Annotated in this window: 13 protein-coding genes; 7 read left to right on the forward strand and 6 right to left on the reverse strand. The window is 67.1% G+C overall.

Features of this window, described 5'->3' with window-relative positions:
- Positions 1 to 137: 137 nt before the first annotated feature.
- A complete protein-coding gene (locus E3O44_RS09770; RefSeq protein ID WP_134534541.1) occupies positions 138 to 584 on the forward strand; it encodes a VOC family protein in 447 nt (148 codons plus the stop codon).
- Between the two features lie 179 nt (positions 585 to 763).
- On the forward strand, positions 764 to 3,325 hold the full coding sequence (locus E3O44_RS09775; protein WP_166792601.1) for a putative bifunctional diguanylate cyclase/phosphodiesterase: 2,562 nt from the start codon (positions 764 to 766) through the stop codon (positions 3,323 to 3,325).
- Between the two features lie 29 nt (positions 3,326 to 3,354).
- On the opposite strand, the gene E3O44_RS09780 is transcribed toward E3O44_RS09775, so the two are convergent.
- Together E3O44_RS09780 and E3O44_RS09785 are read right to left on the reverse strand one after the other, a co-directional pair.
- Positions 3,355 to 4,416 (reverse strand): type 2 periplasmic-binding domain-containing protein, encoded by a 1,062-nt coding sequence (locus E3O44_RS09780; protein ID WP_134534543.1) that lies wholly within the window; start codon positions 4,414 to 4,416, stop codon positions 3,355 to 3,357.
- A 145-nt stretch (positions 4,417 to 4,561) separates the two neighbouring features.
- Positions 4,562 to 5,551, reverse strand: a complete 990-nt coding sequence (locus E3O44_RS09785) for an aldo/keto reductase (RefSeq protein ID WP_134534544.1) — start codon at positions 5,549 to 5,551, stop codon at positions 4,562 to 4,564.
- Positions 5,552 to 5,736: 185 nt separating this feature from the next.
- Between E3O44_RS09785 and E3O44_RS09790 the strand changes: the two genes are divergently transcribed.
- Positions 5,737 to 6,858 (forward strand): baeRF11 domain-containing protein, encoded by a 1,122-nt coding sequence (locus E3O44_RS09790; protein ID WP_134534545.1) that lies wholly within the window; start codon positions 5,737 to 5,739, stop codon positions 6,856 to 6,858.
- A 70-nt stretch (positions 6,859 to 6,928) separates the two neighbouring features.
- Positions 6,929 to 7,570 (forward strand): NADPH-dependent F420 reductase, encoded by a 642-nt coding sequence (locus tag E3O44_RS09795; protein WP_134534546.1) that lies wholly within the window; start codon positions 6,929 to 6,931, stop codon positions 7,568 to 7,570.
- Positions 7,571 to 7,804: 234 nt separating this feature from the next.
- Here E3O44_RS09795 and E3O44_RS09800 read toward each other — a convergent pair whose 3' ends face one another.
- The gene (locus E3O44_RS09800; RefSeq protein WP_134534547.1) at positions 7,805 to 8,485 is read right to left on the reverse strand and encodes an SDR family NAD(P)-dependent oxidoreductase; all 681 of its coding nucleotides are present in this window, start codon (positions 8,483 to 8,485) and stop codon (positions 7,805 to 7,807) included.
- An 85-nt stretch (positions 8,486 to 8,570) separates the two neighbouring features.
- Here E3O44_RS09800 and E3O44_RS09805 point away from each other — a divergent pair, with 85 nt between their 5' ends.
- Both E3O44_RS09805 and arr read left to right on the forward strand, forming a co-directional pair.
- Positions 8,571 to 9,398: a helix-turn-helix transcriptional regulator gene (locus E3O44_RS09805; protein ID WP_134534548.1), complete on the forward strand. Its 828-nt coding sequence runs from the start codon at positions 8,571 to 8,573 to the stop codon at positions 9,396 to 9,398.
- A gap of 63 nt (positions 9,399 to 9,461) precedes the next feature.
- Complete coding sequence (arr, locus tag E3O44_RS09810) at positions 9,462 to 9,890, forward strand: NAD(+)--rifampin ADP-ribosyltransferase (RefSeq protein ID WP_134534549.1); 429 nt, start codon at positions 9,462 to 9,464, stop codon at positions 9,888 to 9,890.
- A gap of 54 nt (positions 9,891 to 9,944) precedes the next feature.
- Here the strand turns inward: arr and pgi are convergent, their stop codons facing one another.
- The 3 genes from pgi to E3O44_RS09825 all read right to left on the reverse strand — a co-directional run bounded on the left by pgi (position 9,945) and on the right by E3O44_RS09825 (position 14,108).
- On the reverse strand, positions 9,945 to 11,672 hold the full coding sequence (gene pgi / locus E3O44_RS09815; RefSeq protein ID WP_134534550.1) for a glucose-6-phosphate isomerase: 1,728 nt from the start codon (positions 11,670 to 11,672) through the stop codon (positions 9,945 to 9,947).
- A 140-nt stretch (positions 11,673 to 11,812) separates the two neighbouring features.
- Positions 11,813 to 13,891: a hypothetical protein gene (locus E3O44_RS09820; RefSeq protein ID WP_134534551.1), complete on the reverse strand. Its 2,079-nt coding sequence runs from the start codon at positions 13,889 to 13,891 to the stop codon at positions 11,813 to 11,815.
- A gap of 7 nt (positions 13,892 to 13,898) precedes the next feature.
- On the reverse strand, positions 13,899 to 14,108 hold the full coding sequence (locus E3O44_RS09825; RefSeq protein ID WP_134534552.1) for a hypothetical protein: 210 nt from the start codon (positions 14,106 to 14,108) through the stop codon (positions 13,899 to 13,901).
- A gap of 279 nt (positions 14,109 to 14,387) precedes the next feature.
- Between E3O44_RS09825 and E3O44_RS09830 the strand changes: the two genes are divergently transcribed.
- Positions 14,388 to 14,846 carry a hypothetical protein gene (locus tag E3O44_RS09830; RefSeq protein ID WP_134534553.1) on the forward strand — a complete coding sequence of 153 codons (459 nt, stop codon included), beginning with the start codon at positions 14,388 to 14,390 and terminating at the stop codon, positions 14,844 to 14,846.
- The last annotated feature ends 132 nt before the right edge of the window (positions 14,847 to 14,978 follow it).

Genomic DNA, 14,978 nt, shown 5'->3' on the forward strand with positions numbered 1-14,978 from the left:
CCGATCCGGTGACCGTTGACTGTGCACACCTGTGTAGTGACACTGTACAGATCACATCAGACGCAGCAGAATGTGAATCGAGCGACAACAAACGACCGCCACCCGCAGCGCTGCGGGGACGCAGAGGAGAGAGTCAGATGGCCTTCCAGGTTCTCGGCGTGCACCACGTCGGAGTGACGGTGCGCGACATGAAACGTTCGTTCGAGTGGTATTCACGGATGTTCGGGCTCGCTCCGGGCCCCGTCAGCGAGGGATCTGGCGAGGCTCTCTCCCGCAGCGTCCAGGTCGAGGATGCAGCCCTGGCCTTCTCGATGATCATGATCGGGAACACCCGCCTGGAATTCCTCGAATACCACCACCCGGAGGGGCGCGACTTCGACCGCAGCAATGGCGATGTCGGCAGCGCCCACGTGTGCCTCGAGGTGTCGGACCTCGACGCGGCATACCGGGACCTGACCGAGAAGGGCGCGGTGTTCAACGCCCCGCCCGTCACTCTCGATTCCGGTGCCCTGATCGGTTCCAAATGGGCCTACCTGCGCGACCCGGACGGCATTCAGCTGGAAATCTGGGAGTCGCCGGCCTGAGCCCACCCGCCACACCTCCTCCTGCCTCGCGAAAGCGGGTGAGCCGTCGGTATAAGCGCCGTGAAGCGACGATTCGCCCGCTTTCGCGGACGGGAAACGGGCTGCGTGTTCGTGACCAGGGCGGAAGCCAGTACTGTTCAAGTGGCGATAGGCACCAATGCCCGGCCGTAGGGAGTGCGGTGGTGCGGGTCAGTTTCTGGGGTCGTGGTGTTTCCGCACTCGTTGCCCTGGTGACCCTGGGCTCACTCATCCGGTGGTACACGCTCGATCTCTCCGCCGGGGCGGCGTTGCCGCACGACGTCATGAAGCCGACGGCGATTGTCGCGCTGCTCCTGCTCGCCGTTGCGCTCGCCCTCTCCAACCGGCCGGCGGTCGCGACCACTCTGGGCGCCGTCGTGACGCTCATCGGTGTGCTGACCCTCGCCGAGTACGCCTCCGGCCTGGGCCTGGGCGTCGACGCTCTCCTGCCGGGGCTCCGCCTCGGCGACACACCGCCCAGGATGGCGATCGGGACCGCACTCTCCCTGGTGTTGCTCGGACTCGCCTTCTGCCTCCGCGGTGTGGCCGGCGCCGCCGTGACCGCCGGCTTCGCTGTCCTCACCCTGCTGCTGGTGCTTCTGACGATCCTCAGCGCCGCGTACGGGGTCTCGGCAGTGAGTGATGCCGGTCGGCCGTTGAATATCTCCACGCTCTCCGTCCTGTGCGTGAGCGCGATCGCAGCGGCCATCCTGGTCGAACGGCCGGATATCGGGCTGGTCGCCCTGGTCCGCGACGACCGGAGTGCGGGACGGCTGCTCCGAAGCGGCCTCCCCGTCATCATTCTCGGCCCGTTCTTTCTGGGGTGGCTCCGCCTCTGGGCCCAGCGAAAGGGCTGGTTCGACACGGACCTGGGCACAGCGCTCCTCGTCGCATCGACCATCGGGCTCGTCCTGGGCATCGCCTGGATGGCGGCCGTCCAGTTGCGAGCGCTCGACATCCAACGCGACGGCGCGTTCGACGCCCTCGCCGTGGCCAATGCGACCCTGGAGAACGCGGTGCACGACCGCACCCGCGAACTGGCCAGGACGGCCGAGCGCCTGCACGCGCTCATCCGCATCGCGCCCGTCGGCATCGTGCAATTCGACGCACACGGCCGCGTTGTCACGACCAACGAGCAGTGGATGCGGATGACCGGCCTGAGCGTCGAGGCGGCACGGGGAGACGGCTGGGGCCGAAACATCCACGCCGACGATGCGGAGCGGGTGATCGACGCGTGGCGGACCACCATCGCGGACGGGGTCGCCTTTGAATCGACGTTCCGATTCCAGACCGTCATCGGTGAGCCGAAATGGGTGCAGGCGAGTGCCACCCGGATTCTCGACGCGACCGGCATCACCGGCTATCTGTTGAGCGTCACCGACGTCACCGCCGTGCGCGCAGCCGAGGCACGCGTGGAGCACCTCGCCTACCATGACCCCCTGACGGACCTGCCGAACCGCCTGCTCCTGCTCGACCGACTCGACCAGGCGCTTCTCTTCGCTGCCAGGACGCACCGCGGGGTCGGCGTGCTCTTCATCGACCTCGACCGTTTCAAGGTCGTCAACGACAGCCTCGGCCACCACGCCGGCGATGCGGTGCTCGCCCAGATCGCGGTGCGGCTGCGCGCGGCGGTGCGAGCCTCTGACACGGTCGCCCGGATCGGCGGCGACGAGTTCGTCGTGCTCTGTCCCGACATCGGCACGGCCGCAGAGGCGCGCCAGATCGCGCAGGCGGTGCAGGCCGCCGTGGCCCAGCCGATCGCGATCGGCGACCAGACCGCGCTGGTCGACACCAGCATCGGCATCGCCTTCAGTCTCGGCGCGGAGGACGCCGAGACCATGCTCCGGCACGCCGACCAGGCGATGTACCTCGCGAAGGAGCAGGGCCGTGCCCGGTATGAGGTCTTCAATGACGACCTGCGCGGGCGCATCCGCCGCCGGGTCGACACGGAGATCGGGCTGCGCACCGCTGTGGCCCGCGGAGAGATCGAGACCTGGTACCAGCCGATCATCGACCTGCAGAACCCGCGGGTGGCGGCGGCAGAGGCCCTGGCACGCTGGCGGCGACCGGGAATCGGAATCGTTGCGCCGGGCGATTTCATCCCGATCGCCGAGGAGACCGGGCTGATCAAGGACATCGGCCGCACCGTGTTGCAGCAGGCGTGTTCGGCGGCGACCTCCCTCCGCCCCGACCAAGCCGTCAGCGTCAACGTGTCCGCGCGCCAGTTCGTGCGCTCGGACTTTGGCTCGGTGGTGCGCCGGGCCCTTCTCGAGTCCGGACTGGCACCCGGCCAGCTCTGGCTCGAACTGACCGAGAGCGCCGTCATCGACGTGATGGATTCGGCGACGCGCACGTTCGACGAGCTGCGCGATCTCGGCGTTCGCCTCGCCATCGATGATTTCGGGACCGGCTATTCCTCATTCGCCCAGCTCCGTTCCCTGGAGGTCGATCTCCTCAAGATCGACATGACCTTCATCAACGACCTTGTCTCGTCCGACCGGGATCAGTCGATCGTGCGGGGAATCCTGCACCTGGCCGATTCCCTCGGACTCGACGTCGTGGCCGAGGGAATCGAAACCAGCGAACAGTACGAAATCCTCCGTGACATGGGCTGCCGGTACGGCCAGGGCTACCTCTTCGCGCGGCCTCAGCCGGACATTTCGGGCGCTGCGCTCGGTCCGGACCTGATCGGCAGTGTCGAACCGGCGCCGAGCACTCCGTAGCACCAGGGACAGGCACGGCCGTGGCACCGTCACGGAGTCCAGGCGCAGCCCTCCGGCACGTCGATCACATCGGCATCCGGGTGATCCCTCACGATTCGTTCAAGATCAGTGAGGGTTGCGGCCTCTGCCGGGTCGGCGCTCAGCCAGTCGTACACCGGTTGCACGGCCGCCCTCAGCGCCGCGAGTTGATCGGGGGTCGCCGTGCCGAACCGGGCGGCCGCAGCGCAGGCCGCTTCGCCGAGTCCGACGGCGGGGTCCGCGGCCATCGCCGCGTCGAATGCATCGCGGCCTGCGGCCTCGACGGCCGACCGCTGGGCTAAGGACAGTCGCGACATCATGGCGGTGTTCGCGATCACCACGCGAAGGTTCGGCCACAGCACGACATTGCTGGTCATGAACGGCCCCTGCGGGGTGGCTCCTCCCTCCGCGAGATCGTTGATGCTGTCCGTGCCGCCCTGCACCACGTCGGCGTTGATGTCGTCGATCACGTGCAACCCCACAGAGGCGGGCGAACCGCCGAGCGCCGCGATCGTACGGGCCTGCACCGATTCCTCGGCCGGTTCGTGCGCGAACACGATTCGCTTGCCCGCCCAGCCCGTCGGATCGACGAGGGGAGCATCCGCGGTCAGCGGATACCTGAGGAGGCCGGGCAACACCGCAAGGCCGGTCAGGCCAGACGGGCCCACCGAGTCCCGGATTCGCTGCCCGAGGGCACCCCCGACGATTGCCTTCTCCGCGGCACGACTGGTGATCAGCATCGGCGCCTCGAGCGAGCGAAACCCATCGATCCCCAATGCGGAGAATGCCCGGTTGGAGGTGAACATCAGGTCGACGTCCCCGTGAGCGACCGCCTTTGTCAGAGTGACCTCGTCGCTGATCGACTCGACGCCGTCGTCGTGCGGCGTCCAATTCTCGATCACCCGGAGTGTCACGGAGTTGTCCGTGAGTTTCTCGAGGTCGTCGATGAAAGCCTGCTGGTCGTCCGATATCCCCGAGTACGAGGCGAACGTAAGTTGGACAGGAGCCGAGGTCGCGGTCGGCACCGGGGCGGAGCACCCGGCGAGCACGAGGCAGGCCAGCGCGACGGGCACGAAATGAACAATCTTCCGCAGCATCATCCCCTCGATTCAGGTGCACCTGTCATCGCAGAGTGAGCCTAAGTCGATCCGTCAGGCCAGGCAAGCGCCGCCCGGGGTATGCCGCATGGACAACCCCGGGCGAATTCCGCCGGTGAGCTCAGTACCGCTGAGGGGCCGATGGTTCGTTGCCGAGGATCTCCTCGATCGCAGCGAGCACTTCCGGTGTCAGAGCGGCCTTCGAGTCCAGGGCGGCCAGGTTGGCGGCCAGTTGCGCCCTCTTGCTCGCTCCCAGGATCACCGTCGATACCCGCGGGTTGCGCAGGCACCAGAGCAGCGCCAGGTGCGTCAACGGCAGCCCGGCATCCGAGGCGACGGTCGCCAGCCTGCGGACCTTCTCGAGTTTGGCCTTCCCGGCCTCGGATTCCCACTCCGCCCTGAGCCACTCGTAGCCAGGGAGGTTCATCCGGCTGTCGGCGGGGACCCCGTCGTTGTACTTGCCGGTGAGGACCCCTGAGGCCAGCGGCGACCAGATGGTCGTGCCGAGGCCGAAGGTGTCGTACAGCGGCAGGAACTCGCCCTCCACCTTGTCGCGCGAGAACATGTTGTACTGCGGCTGTTCCATGGTCGGCGGCGTGATGTGCAGCGCCCGGGCGACCGCGTGCGCCTCGGTGATCTGCTGGGCACTCCACTCCGAGGTGCCCCAGTACAGCACCTTGCCCTGCGTCACGAGGTTGTGCATCGCCCAGACCGTCTCTTCGATCGGCGTATCGATGTCCGGGCGGTGACAGAAGTAGAGGTCGAGGTAGTCCACCCGCAGGCGCTTCAGTGCGGCATGGCAGGCTTCGGTCACGTGCTTGCGCGACAGGCCTCGCTGCGTGGGCTTCGATCCGCCCCAGAATACCTTCGACGACACGGCGTAGGAATCACGGTCCCAGCCGAGCTTCTCCAGCGCGGCCCCCATCAGCGCCTCCGAGGCCCCGGCTTCATAGCCTTCGGCGTTGTCGAAGAAGTTGATCCCCGAGTCATAGGCGAGCGTCAACAACGCGAGCGCGTCGTCCTCGCGCACCTGCTTGCCGAACGTCACCCACGACCCGAGGGAGACCTCGCTGACCTGCAGTCCGGACTTGCCCAAACGGCGATACTCCATGGTGAATCCCTCTCTGTCGTGATCGGCCCGCACCACGCGTCGCGGCGATCGAACCCTCACTGGAACACTACGGTCCGCAGCTGCACGGATGCGCCGCGCGGCCATCCGGAGCCGGGGCTACACTGTCGTCGTCGCGGGGGACGCACGAGAAACCAGACACCGACTCCGGAAGGCACGGGCCAGACATGCTGCACACAGACATCCCCACTCCAACGTCGATCCGCCAGCTGGCGGCCGTGCGGGAACCCTTCTGCGTGTCGATCTATCTGCCCACGAGTCCGGTCCCGACCGAATCCGAACCGTCCCGGATCGAGCTCCGCAACCAGGTCGCGGCCGCCGCCCGCCAGCTCACCGAGGCCGGGGCGGGACGGGCCGTCGTCGAAGAACTCGAGGACGCGATCGCCGATCTCATCCAGGACCGCCAGTTCTGGTCCTACCTGTCGCGGTCGCTCGCGATCTTCCACTATTCGGGCCACCTGCAGACCTTCCGGGTGCCCAACGTGCTGCCCTCCGTGCTCGAGGTGGCCGATCGTCTCTACATCAAGCCGCTGCTCCGGGCGATCACCTTCCCACAGACGGCGTTCGTGCTCGCCCTGTCGCAGAATGCGGCCCGGCTGGTCGAGGTCTCGCCGGACGCGGGAGCCTATGTCGTCGACGTGCCCGGCCTGCCTGCCGACGCGGCGAGCGCCGTCGGTCTTCCGTCGATCAGCGGCCGGTCACCCTCCGGGCGCCTCCAGGGCTCAGAGGGACAGAAGGTGCGCCTCGCCCAGTATTCCCGCTCGGTGGATGCCGCGATCAGGCCGCTCGTGACCGGTTCGGGCCTGCCACTCATCCTGGCCACCGCGGAACCGTTGAACGGCATCTTCCGCGGTGTCAGCGCGTATCCCCTCCTCGCCGCCCCGACCATCGAAGGAAACCCGGACGAACGGACGCCCGAGGAGCTCGCGGCCGTCGCTCGTCCCGTGCTGGACCGGCTCTACGCCGCCCAGCTCGGTGAACTCTCCGATCTGATCGAGGCGCGTTTCAACGAGGGCCGCGGCGCCACCGACCTCAGCGATATCGCCCGCGCCGCCACCTACGGCGCCATCGACACCCTCGTTGTCGACATCGACCGGAGGATCCCGGGGTACGTCGACGAGGCATCCGGTGCGATCACCTTCGACGACGTCGACGACGCTCACAACTACGGCGTCGTGGACGAGATCGCCCGCCGGGCCCTGCTCTCCGGTGCGCGGGTGCTCGCGGTCCGCGCCGCCGACGTTCCCGGCGGCGGTCCGGCCGCGGCCATCACCCGATTCGCCGTGTGACGGATTTCGCCAGGCGCGTACTTTCCGCTGATGCGGGAACATTTTCCGACGCAACCTCGTTGTCGCCATCATGACAACTATTGGAATCATCGGAGCAGGAAACATCGGCAGCCAGGTCGCCCGCAAGGCGATCGAGAGCGGCTACGACGTCGTAATCAGTAACTCTCGCGGCCCGGAGACCCTCGCGGACCTCGTGGCCGAACTCGGCCCGAAGGCGACGGCCGGAACCGCCGTCCAGGCCGCGGAGGCCGCAGACGTCGCCGTGGTCACGGTGCCGCTCAAGGCATACGCGGACGTGCCCGTCGGGCCGCTCGCCGACAAGATCGTGATCGACACCAACAACTACTACTTCGAACGAGACGGCCACATCGAGGCCCTCGACAAGGGCGAGGCGACCGTGAGCGGCATGCTGCAGGCGCACCTGCCCACCTCCCGCGTGGCGAAGGGCTTCAACCACATCCCGGCCGTCGACATCACGGGAGACGCGCACCCGGCCGGCGACCCGGCGCGGCGCGCTCTCGCGACCGCGTCAGACTTCGCGGACGCCTCCGACTTCGTCACGAAGCTCTATGACGAGTTCGGCTTCGACACCGTCAACATCGGCCCGCTCTCCGAGAGCTGGCGCGTCGAGCGCGACCGCCCGGCCTACGTCATCCGCCAGAACATCGCCGAGCTCGAGGCCAACCTCGCGAAGGCCCCGCGCACGGTCTGACCCGCGCACGGTCTGACCGCACGGTCTCACTCTCGCCCCAGCGGCATCCGCCCTGCCGCGAGAGCGGAGTTTTGGCCCTTAAACCCATGGTTTAAGGGCCAAAACTCCGCTCTCGCGGCTACGGGCTACGGGGTCGTGATCGACCCCCGCCGGCAAGCGGGCTATAGGTAAGAGTGCCCATGCCATACTCAGGCGTCGTGGGCAGGACGGGAGATCCCGCCAGTACCCGGAACGTCAGTAGACGATGACACCATCGCGGTCGCTGAACAATCCGCTCGGACCGGCTGCATCGATTGTCGCCATCGCGATCACGGCATCCGTGCCCTCTGTCACGGTCTGGTGTCCACTGTGACCGTTGAGATCTGTGGACGTGTAGCCGGGATCGATCGCGTTCACCCGCATGGACGGCAGCATTTTGCTGTACTGAAGGGTCAGCATGATCACCGCGGCCTTGGACGTCATGTAGCCGAGGCCGGTGATCGTCGATTCGACGCGGGCGGGGTCTGTGACAAAACGCGGGAACCCGAGGCCACTCGCGACGTTGACGATCACGGGGTTGCCGGACGCCCTCAGCAGCGGCAGGGCGGCCCTGGTGACACGCACGATCGAGTAGACGTTGGTGTCGAAGACCGCGGCCAGGTCCTCCGCACCGAATTCGTCGACTCCGGCGTGCGAGCCGACGATCCCGGCATTGTTTATCAGCACGTCCAGTGCGGGCAGTGAGGCGAGGGCGGATGCGACCGACTCGTCGTTCGTCACGTCCAGGTGCACGACATGGGCACCGAGTGCGGCGGCCTCCGTTCCCTTCGAGAGATCGCGCATGCCCGCATAGACCGTGTGGCCGGCCTCGAGGAGACGGCGCGTGGTTTCGAGTCCGAGGCCCTTGTTGGCGCCGGTGATGAGTGTTGTTGTCATGAATCCAGCCTGCGGTCGTGGCCGCGACACTTGCTGGCACTGTCAGTACCACCCGCCGTCCAGCCAGGAAGGCCAGAGTGGAGCCATGCCAGAACTCGCTTCCCTGCTCCGCGCCTGGCGCGACCGAATCACTCCCGTCGAGGCGGGACTGCCCTCCGGTGGAGACCGACGTTCTCCGGGGTTGCGCCGTGAGGAGCTCGCGATGCTGGCCAACCTCAGCGTGGACTACATCGTGCGTCTCGAGCAGGGCCGCGCCACGCATCCGTCAACGCAGGTGCTCGGTTCCCTCGCCCGCGCGCTTCGACTCACCGACGACGAACGGGACCACCTCTTCCGGATAGGTGGAGTGGCGGTGCCGACGAAGACCATGGTCCCCCGGCACGTGACGCCGGGAGTTCAGCACATCGTCGACCGGCTCAGTGAAGTGCCGGTTGCGGTCTTCTCTGCCGCTTGGGACACCCTTCTGGTCAACGACCTCTGGCTGACCTTGTTCGGTGAGGTTCGGGCGGCGGGACGCGGTTCCAACCTGCTCTGGAACCGGTTCGCCGGTGGCCCGTCGTTCGTCGAGCACAGCCCGGAGCATCTGGCCGAGTTCCACCGCGACCTCGTCGCCGACGTGCACGTGGCCTCGACCCGGTACCCGGACGACACCGCGCTCTCCGATCTCATCGCCGACCTGCGCGCGACCTCGGCCGAGTTCGAACGGTTGTGGAGCTCGGCGACATTCGGGGAACACCGCGAGTCCCGGAAGACCGTGCAGAACGCCCTCGTCGGACCGATCACCTTCGACTGCGATGTGCTGGCCATCCCAGGGGGCGACCTGAAGATCGTCGTGTACACCGTGGTTCCCGGCTCAGCGGATGCCGCCAGGCTCGACCTGCTGAAGGTGAGCGCCATCCGGACCTTCGCCTGATGCCCTGTTGTCACCCGGGGTCGGTCGGGCTACGGTCGTGAATCGACGTCTCAGGGAGTGCGCATGACCGATGAACCCAGGCCCTTCGAAGTCCACGAATCGGGGGCACTGTTCCACGGAACGAAAGCGAACCTCGCCGTGGGGGACCTGTTGGTGCCCGGGCGCGGCTCGAACTTCGAGGCGGGACGGACGACGAACTACGTCTACCTGACGGCGACACTGGATGCCGCGACGTGGGGGGCCGAACTGGCCGCGGGAGACGGCCGCGGCCACATCTACATCGTGGAACCGACGGGTGCCCTCGAAGACGACCCCAACGTGACGGACAAGAAGTTCCCCGGCAACCCGACCCGGTCGTACCGCACCACGGAACCGGTCACGATTGTCGGCGAGCTCATGGACTGGACGGGACACTCCCCCGATCGGTTGCAGGCCATGCGCGACGGCCTCGCCGAGCTGAAGCGTCGGGGCCTCGCGGTCATCGACGACTAGGAGCACCAGGGCCCCGCACCGGGTACGTCACCGCGCGTGACGTACCCGGGCGCCTCAGTTGCGCAGCTCGAGGTACTTCGAGATCAGGGCCTTCGTCGAGGAGTCCTGGGCCGCGAGAGCGTCCGCATCCCCGTCGACGGCGGGAGCGACCTGAAGCGCCAGCTGCTTTCCCAGTTCGACGCCCCACTGGTCGAACGAGTCGATGCCCCAGATCGTGCCTTCGGTGAACACGATGTGCTCGTAGAGCGCGATGAGCTGGCCGACGACGCTCGGAGTCAGGGCCGGCGCGAGGATCGACGTGGTCGGACGGTTCCCGCTGAACGAGCGAGCCGGAACCACGGACTCATCGGTGCCTTCTGCCCGCACCTCCGCGGCCGTCTTGCCGAAGGCGAGCGCCTTGGTCTGGGCGAAGAAGTTCGCCATGAACAGCCCGTGGACGTCCTGGCCTGGCTCGACGGCGGCGCCGTCGCCCGTCTCGTCCTTCAGCGGGTGCGCGGGATTCGCGACGGCGATGAAGTCAGCCGGAACCAGGCGCGTGCCCTGGTGGATGAGCTGGTAGAACGCGTGCTGGCCGTTCGTGCCCGGTTCGCCCCAGAAGATCTCGCCGGTGTCTGTCGTGACGGGGGTCCCGTCCCAGCGGACGCTCTTCCCGTTCGACTCCATCGTGAGCTGCTGGAGGTAGGCCGGGAAGCGGTGCAGGTACTGTGCGTATGGGAGCACGGCGTGACTCTGAGCCTTGAGGAAGTTGGAATACCAGACGTTGAGAAGCCCCATCAGCACGGGCACGTTCTGTTCGAGGGGCGCTGTGCGCATGTGCTCGTCGACGGTGTGGAAACCGGAGAGGAATGCGCGCCAGTTGTCGGGGCCGATGGCGACGACCACGGATGTCCCGATGGCGGCGTCGATCGAGAACCGGCCCCCGACCCAGTCCCAGAAGCCGAACGCGTTCTCCGGGTCAATGCCGAAGGCGGCGACCTTGTCGAGGGCGGTCGACACGGCGACGAAGTGCTTGGCGACGGCGTCGGAACGGGCGGCGTCGGTGTCCGCGATGGCGCCGGAGGCGAGCAGCTGGTTCCAGAGCCACTCGCGGGCGAGGCGGGCGTTCGTGAGCGTCTCGAGGGTGCCGAACGTCTTGGAGGCGACGATGAAGAGAGTAGTCTCCGGGTCGAGGTTCGCCGTCTTCTCGTAGACATCCGTCGGGTCGATGTTGGAGACAAAGCGGCACTCGAGGCCCGCCTGCACATACGGCTTCAGTGCTTCGTAGACCATGACGGGGCCGAGGTCGGACCCGCCGATCCCGATGTTGACGACGGTCTTAATGGCTTTGCCGCTTATACCGGTCCACGCGCCAGACCTCACCTTGTCGGCGAATGCGTAGACCTTGTCGAGGGTGGCGTGGACGTCGGCGTCGATGTCCGCACCGTCGACGACGAAGCCGGCCGGCGGCACGAGGCCCACGCCGTCCTTCGGGCGGCGGAGGGCGGTGTGGAGAACCGCGCGGTCTTCGGTCACGTTGATGTGTTCGCCGGAGATCATGGCACTGAAACGGCCGGGGACGTCGACGTCCTGTGCGAGCTGCAGGAGCTGGGCAAGGATCTCATCCGTCAGGAGGTTCTTCGACAGGTCGACCGTGAGGTCCCCCGCCTGAAACGTATAGCGACCGGCTCGTCCCGGGTCGGTGGCGAACCACTCGCGGAGATCAGGCGAGAATCCCTCGGCGATGCCGGCGAGCTGACTCCACGCGTCGGTGGACGTGGGATCAACGGGGGCGAATTCGGTCATGGATTCCTCCTGGACTATGGATCGGTAAATCGCCCGCGACTCCCGCAATTCAGCGAGGCGGACCGCTTACAAGCCTATGACCGTGTTCGACGACGGTGGAACGCTTCGGCAAGCCGTCTCGGTGGCGCTCATCTCATGCGTCAGCGGTATCGTGCGAGGGACGGCGTCAGCAACCAGGCGCCCGCCGCACAGGCGAGCGGCGTTGCGCCCGCCACGATGACCAGCAGAGCCCAGGGCGGGGCGAATACACTGCCCGACCCGGGGAGATCCATCGCGAACACGCTCACCAGACCGATGACCGCCCCGAGGGCCGACCCGGTCCCCACCACGGTCAACGCCTGCCATGCTGCGACCGTGCGCAGCGTCGATGGAGCTGCCCCGATGGAGTGGAGCGTCTGCGAATCGCGACGACCTTCCGTTCGAGCCAGGGTCATGGCCACGACAGCGGCAGCGAAGACGATTGCCAGGCTGGAGACGAGCGTCAGCCATGCGGACGCTCCGTCCTCGGCCGGACCGGCCTCGAAATATGCTGCGAGCCCTGCGGCTCCCGGGATGCCTGCCAGCCCGTCGGCGAGTGCGCGCAGTTCCGCGTCCGTGGGGTTCCGAGTTGTTGTGGCGAGGATCTGGCTGGGCTCGGTGGGGAGCCCCAGACGCTCTGCTGTCTCCCGCGAGATCACGACTCCGTACGGGAGCACATGAGTCACGTCCGCGACGACCGCCTCGAGGTGCACAGACTTCAGCCCGCTCGTCGCGGAGCCGCCCGACACGGCGAGTTCGATCGACCCGTCAGCGTCGACGAGCTGCGAGTGCAGGGCCACGGCTTCGCCCTGGTCCAGGGCGGCGAGGGCTGCCGGACTCGGCTCCCTGCCGAGAATCGCCGCGAGAGTCGATGAGTCGCCGACGACGATGTCCGCAGGAACAGCACCGACCTCATGTCCCGCGGTGTACCAGTCCCGACAGTGCGGGTCCGGGGCGAGCGGCGTGAACCGGTCGTTCCCGGGCGCATCACTCGTGCACCGGTTGGCAGGGGGCGTGAGCACCCCCGACATCCGCTTCACGGTGCCATCCATCGCGGCCGTCCGGGCGGTCTCGACGATGGTCAGGCGACCGACAGGCAATTGGTCCGCGAACGCGGTCTCGACGGCTTTCGCAAGACCGTCGCCATCCGTTCCTGGGGCGAGAGTCGGACCCAACGTGGTGTTCTGCTCTCCCGGGTAGGAGATCAGGGCCGCCTGCACACCGCCCGGCATCATCAGATACGGATACGCGACCCGGTTGGTGGCGTCCGCGGTGCCCTGGGAGCACAACACGAAGACCGCCAGAAACGTCGTGCCCATGATCGCGGCGATGACCGGCTGGTGACGGGCTCGATTGCGGTCGGCGTCGCGCGCTGCAAGTCGCGCGGCAAGACCCCATTTCCCGGATTCGACGCCCCAGCGCCGGAGGAGGAAAGGCGTCGCAGTGATGGCACCAGTGAGCAGAACGATCGCCGCCACGAAAGGTGCGGGACCCGTGACGGCACTGAGCCACGGGAACGTGCCCGCTGCCGACTGCCGCGCACTGACCCCGAGGATGCCGGAACCCAGTGCGACGATGCCGCCGCCCACGCAACAGACGACGCTGAGGACCAGATGCCGCGGGCGAGGTGCGGGCAGGGTGCTCCCGCGAATGGCCATCACCACGTCCGGTCGGGAGGCGGCGAAGGCGGGAGGCAGGGCCGCGAGCCAGCCGAGACCGGCGGCGAAGGCGATCAGCACAGCGATGAGGAGCGCCGAGACCGTCGGCTCGCCGCCGGAGGTCGTGACGAGCACGCACCCGATGCCCGTACCTGCCAGCACTCCGACAGCACCTCCGAGCCCGCCAATCAGCGGGCCGGTCAGGCTCACTATCGCGACGAGGACCGCACGGCTCGTGCCGACACTCGCGACGATGCCCAGTGACCGCTGTTGCGCCTGTGCCGCGACGAGGAAGGCCGAGCCGGCGAGCAGACAGACCAAACCGACCACGAACGCAAGCACCAGGACGAGGACACCGCCCTCGGCCCCGGCGGCGATACCCCGATCCGTGAGCCGGGGCGCTCCGGGGCTCACGAGGACCACGCTGCCAACGGCGAGGATGCTGACCGGAATCGCGATCAGGGTTGCGATCAGCGCGGTTCGCGCCACCTCACGCTTCACTTCACGAAGTGCGATCCGCGACGCAAGCCGTGCGGTGCTCATGTCGAACCTACCGACCAGCCTTGCGATTCACGGAATGAACGAACATCCCCGCCGCAGCGAGAGCGAACATCACCGCGGCGATCAGCACGATCCCGAGATTTCCTGCGGCCTGGGAGAGGCTGAAGAGTCCCAGGACGACCAGCCCGATGCCCTGCACGTATGGGATGTCCAGGTGGCGTTGCCACGCGCGCCTCGCCGTTCCGGAGGGTCTGGGCATGTGCACGCCGTCCTGATCGCCATTCACAAATTGTCATCGTGGCCGTCGCCAGCCGAGGAAAATATCCAGTTCACACGGGATAATTGCGAGGATACTCTCTCGTCGTCGATTCGAATGGACCGCAACGCGTACGAGACCGTGTGATTCGCGGCTTCTTCCCGTCCGCATCCTGTTGACCAGTCGGACGACTCGCGTCCAGCGAGTTCCGCTGAGAGGTGACATGCAGAACTGTGTGACACTCGAGTGTTCCGCTCCACGAAAGGATGATCGATGTCGTCAGTGCCCACTGCATTCGCACTTCGCCGCACCGCAGGTCTCACCGTTGCGGCCGGTTCGCTGTTCGTCGCGGTCGGAGCAGGTGCGTGGATCACGGTCACGAAGCAACTCCGCGATGAAAAGATCACAGTGCCCGGCAATGCCCCCATTCTCGCGGGCAAGCCGGTGCAGGGTCCGGTGACGGCCTACGTCGAAGCGCTCGTCATCAAGGGCAATGCCGAGCGCGGAGCAGGCGGGCGCACATTCGCCGACATCAGTGCGGCGCTGAGAGGTGTTGATGCGAGCAGCGACGAGGCAGTCGAGCTGCGCAAACAGAGCGCGGCGTTGTCAACGGGCGCGTCGCTGCGCACCTCGCTGCTGACGTCGGTGCTCGCGTACGGGGTCAGCGCCTTCGCCGGCGGGCTCGGCGCCTTCTTTCTGATCGTGGGCACGCAACTGCGTCAGGTCGACGCAGCTGGCTAGGGAGATTCGCCAATCTGCCGCCTGAAGTGTCGGGACTGTCCCCGCTGGATCCGTGCCGCTTCAGGAATGAACTACACCCCAGCCCCTGTTGGTGCGGAAGATCCTCGGTGTTGGGGCCGACGTAAAGTCACT

The organism is Cryobacterium algoricola (assembly GCF_004402485.1).
Taxonomy (GTDB): domain Bacteria; phylum Actinomycetota; class Actinomycetes; order Actinomycetales; family Microbacteriaceae; genus Cryobacterium; species Cryobacterium algoricola.

What these genes read in the sequence shown, in the direction of transcription:
- E3O44_RS09820 (WP_134534551.1), bottom strand. Translation starts at nt 13,891, where the DNA reads ATGAGCACCGCACGGCTTGCGTCGCGGATCGCACTTCGTGAAGTGAAG.
- E3O44_RS09800 (WP_134534547.1), bottom strand. Translation starts at nt 8,485, where the DNA reads ATGACAACAACACTCATCACCGGCGCCAACAAGGGCCTCGGACTCGAA.
- E3O44_RS09770 (WP_134534541.1), top strand. Translation starts at nt 138, where the DNA reads ATGGCCTTCCAGGTTCTCGGCGTGCACCACGTCGGAGTGACGGTGCGC.
- E3O44_RS09795 (WP_134534546.1), top strand. Translation starts at nt 6,929, where the DNA reads ATGACAACTATTGGAATCATCGGAGCAGGAAACATCGGCAGCCAGGTC.
- E3O44_RS09790 (WP_134534545.1), top strand. Translation starts at nt 5,737, where the DNA reads ATGCTGCACACAGACATCCCCACTCCAACGTCGATCCGCCAGCTGGCG.
- E3O44_RS09785 (WP_134534544.1), bottom strand. Translation starts at nt 5,551, where the DNA reads ATGGAGTATCGCCGTTTGGGCAAGTCCGGACTGCAGGTCAGCGAGGTC.
- pgi (WP_134534550.1), bottom strand. Translation starts at nt 11,672, where the DNA reads ATGACCGAATTCGCCCCCGTTGATCCCACGTCCACCGACGCGTGGAGT.
- E3O44_RS09805 (WP_134534548.1), top strand. Translation starts at nt 8,571, where the DNA reads ATGCCAGAACTCGCTTCCCTGCTCCGCGCCTGGCGCGACCGAATCACT.
- arr (WP_134534549.1), top strand. Translation starts at nt 9,462, where the DNA reads ATGACCGATGAACCCAGGCCCTTCGAAGTCCACGAATCGGGGGCACTG.
- E3O44_RS09825 (WP_134534552.1), bottom strand. Translation starts at nt 14,108, where the DNA reads ATGCCCAGACCCTCCGGAACGGCGAGGCGCGCGTGGCAACGCCACCTG.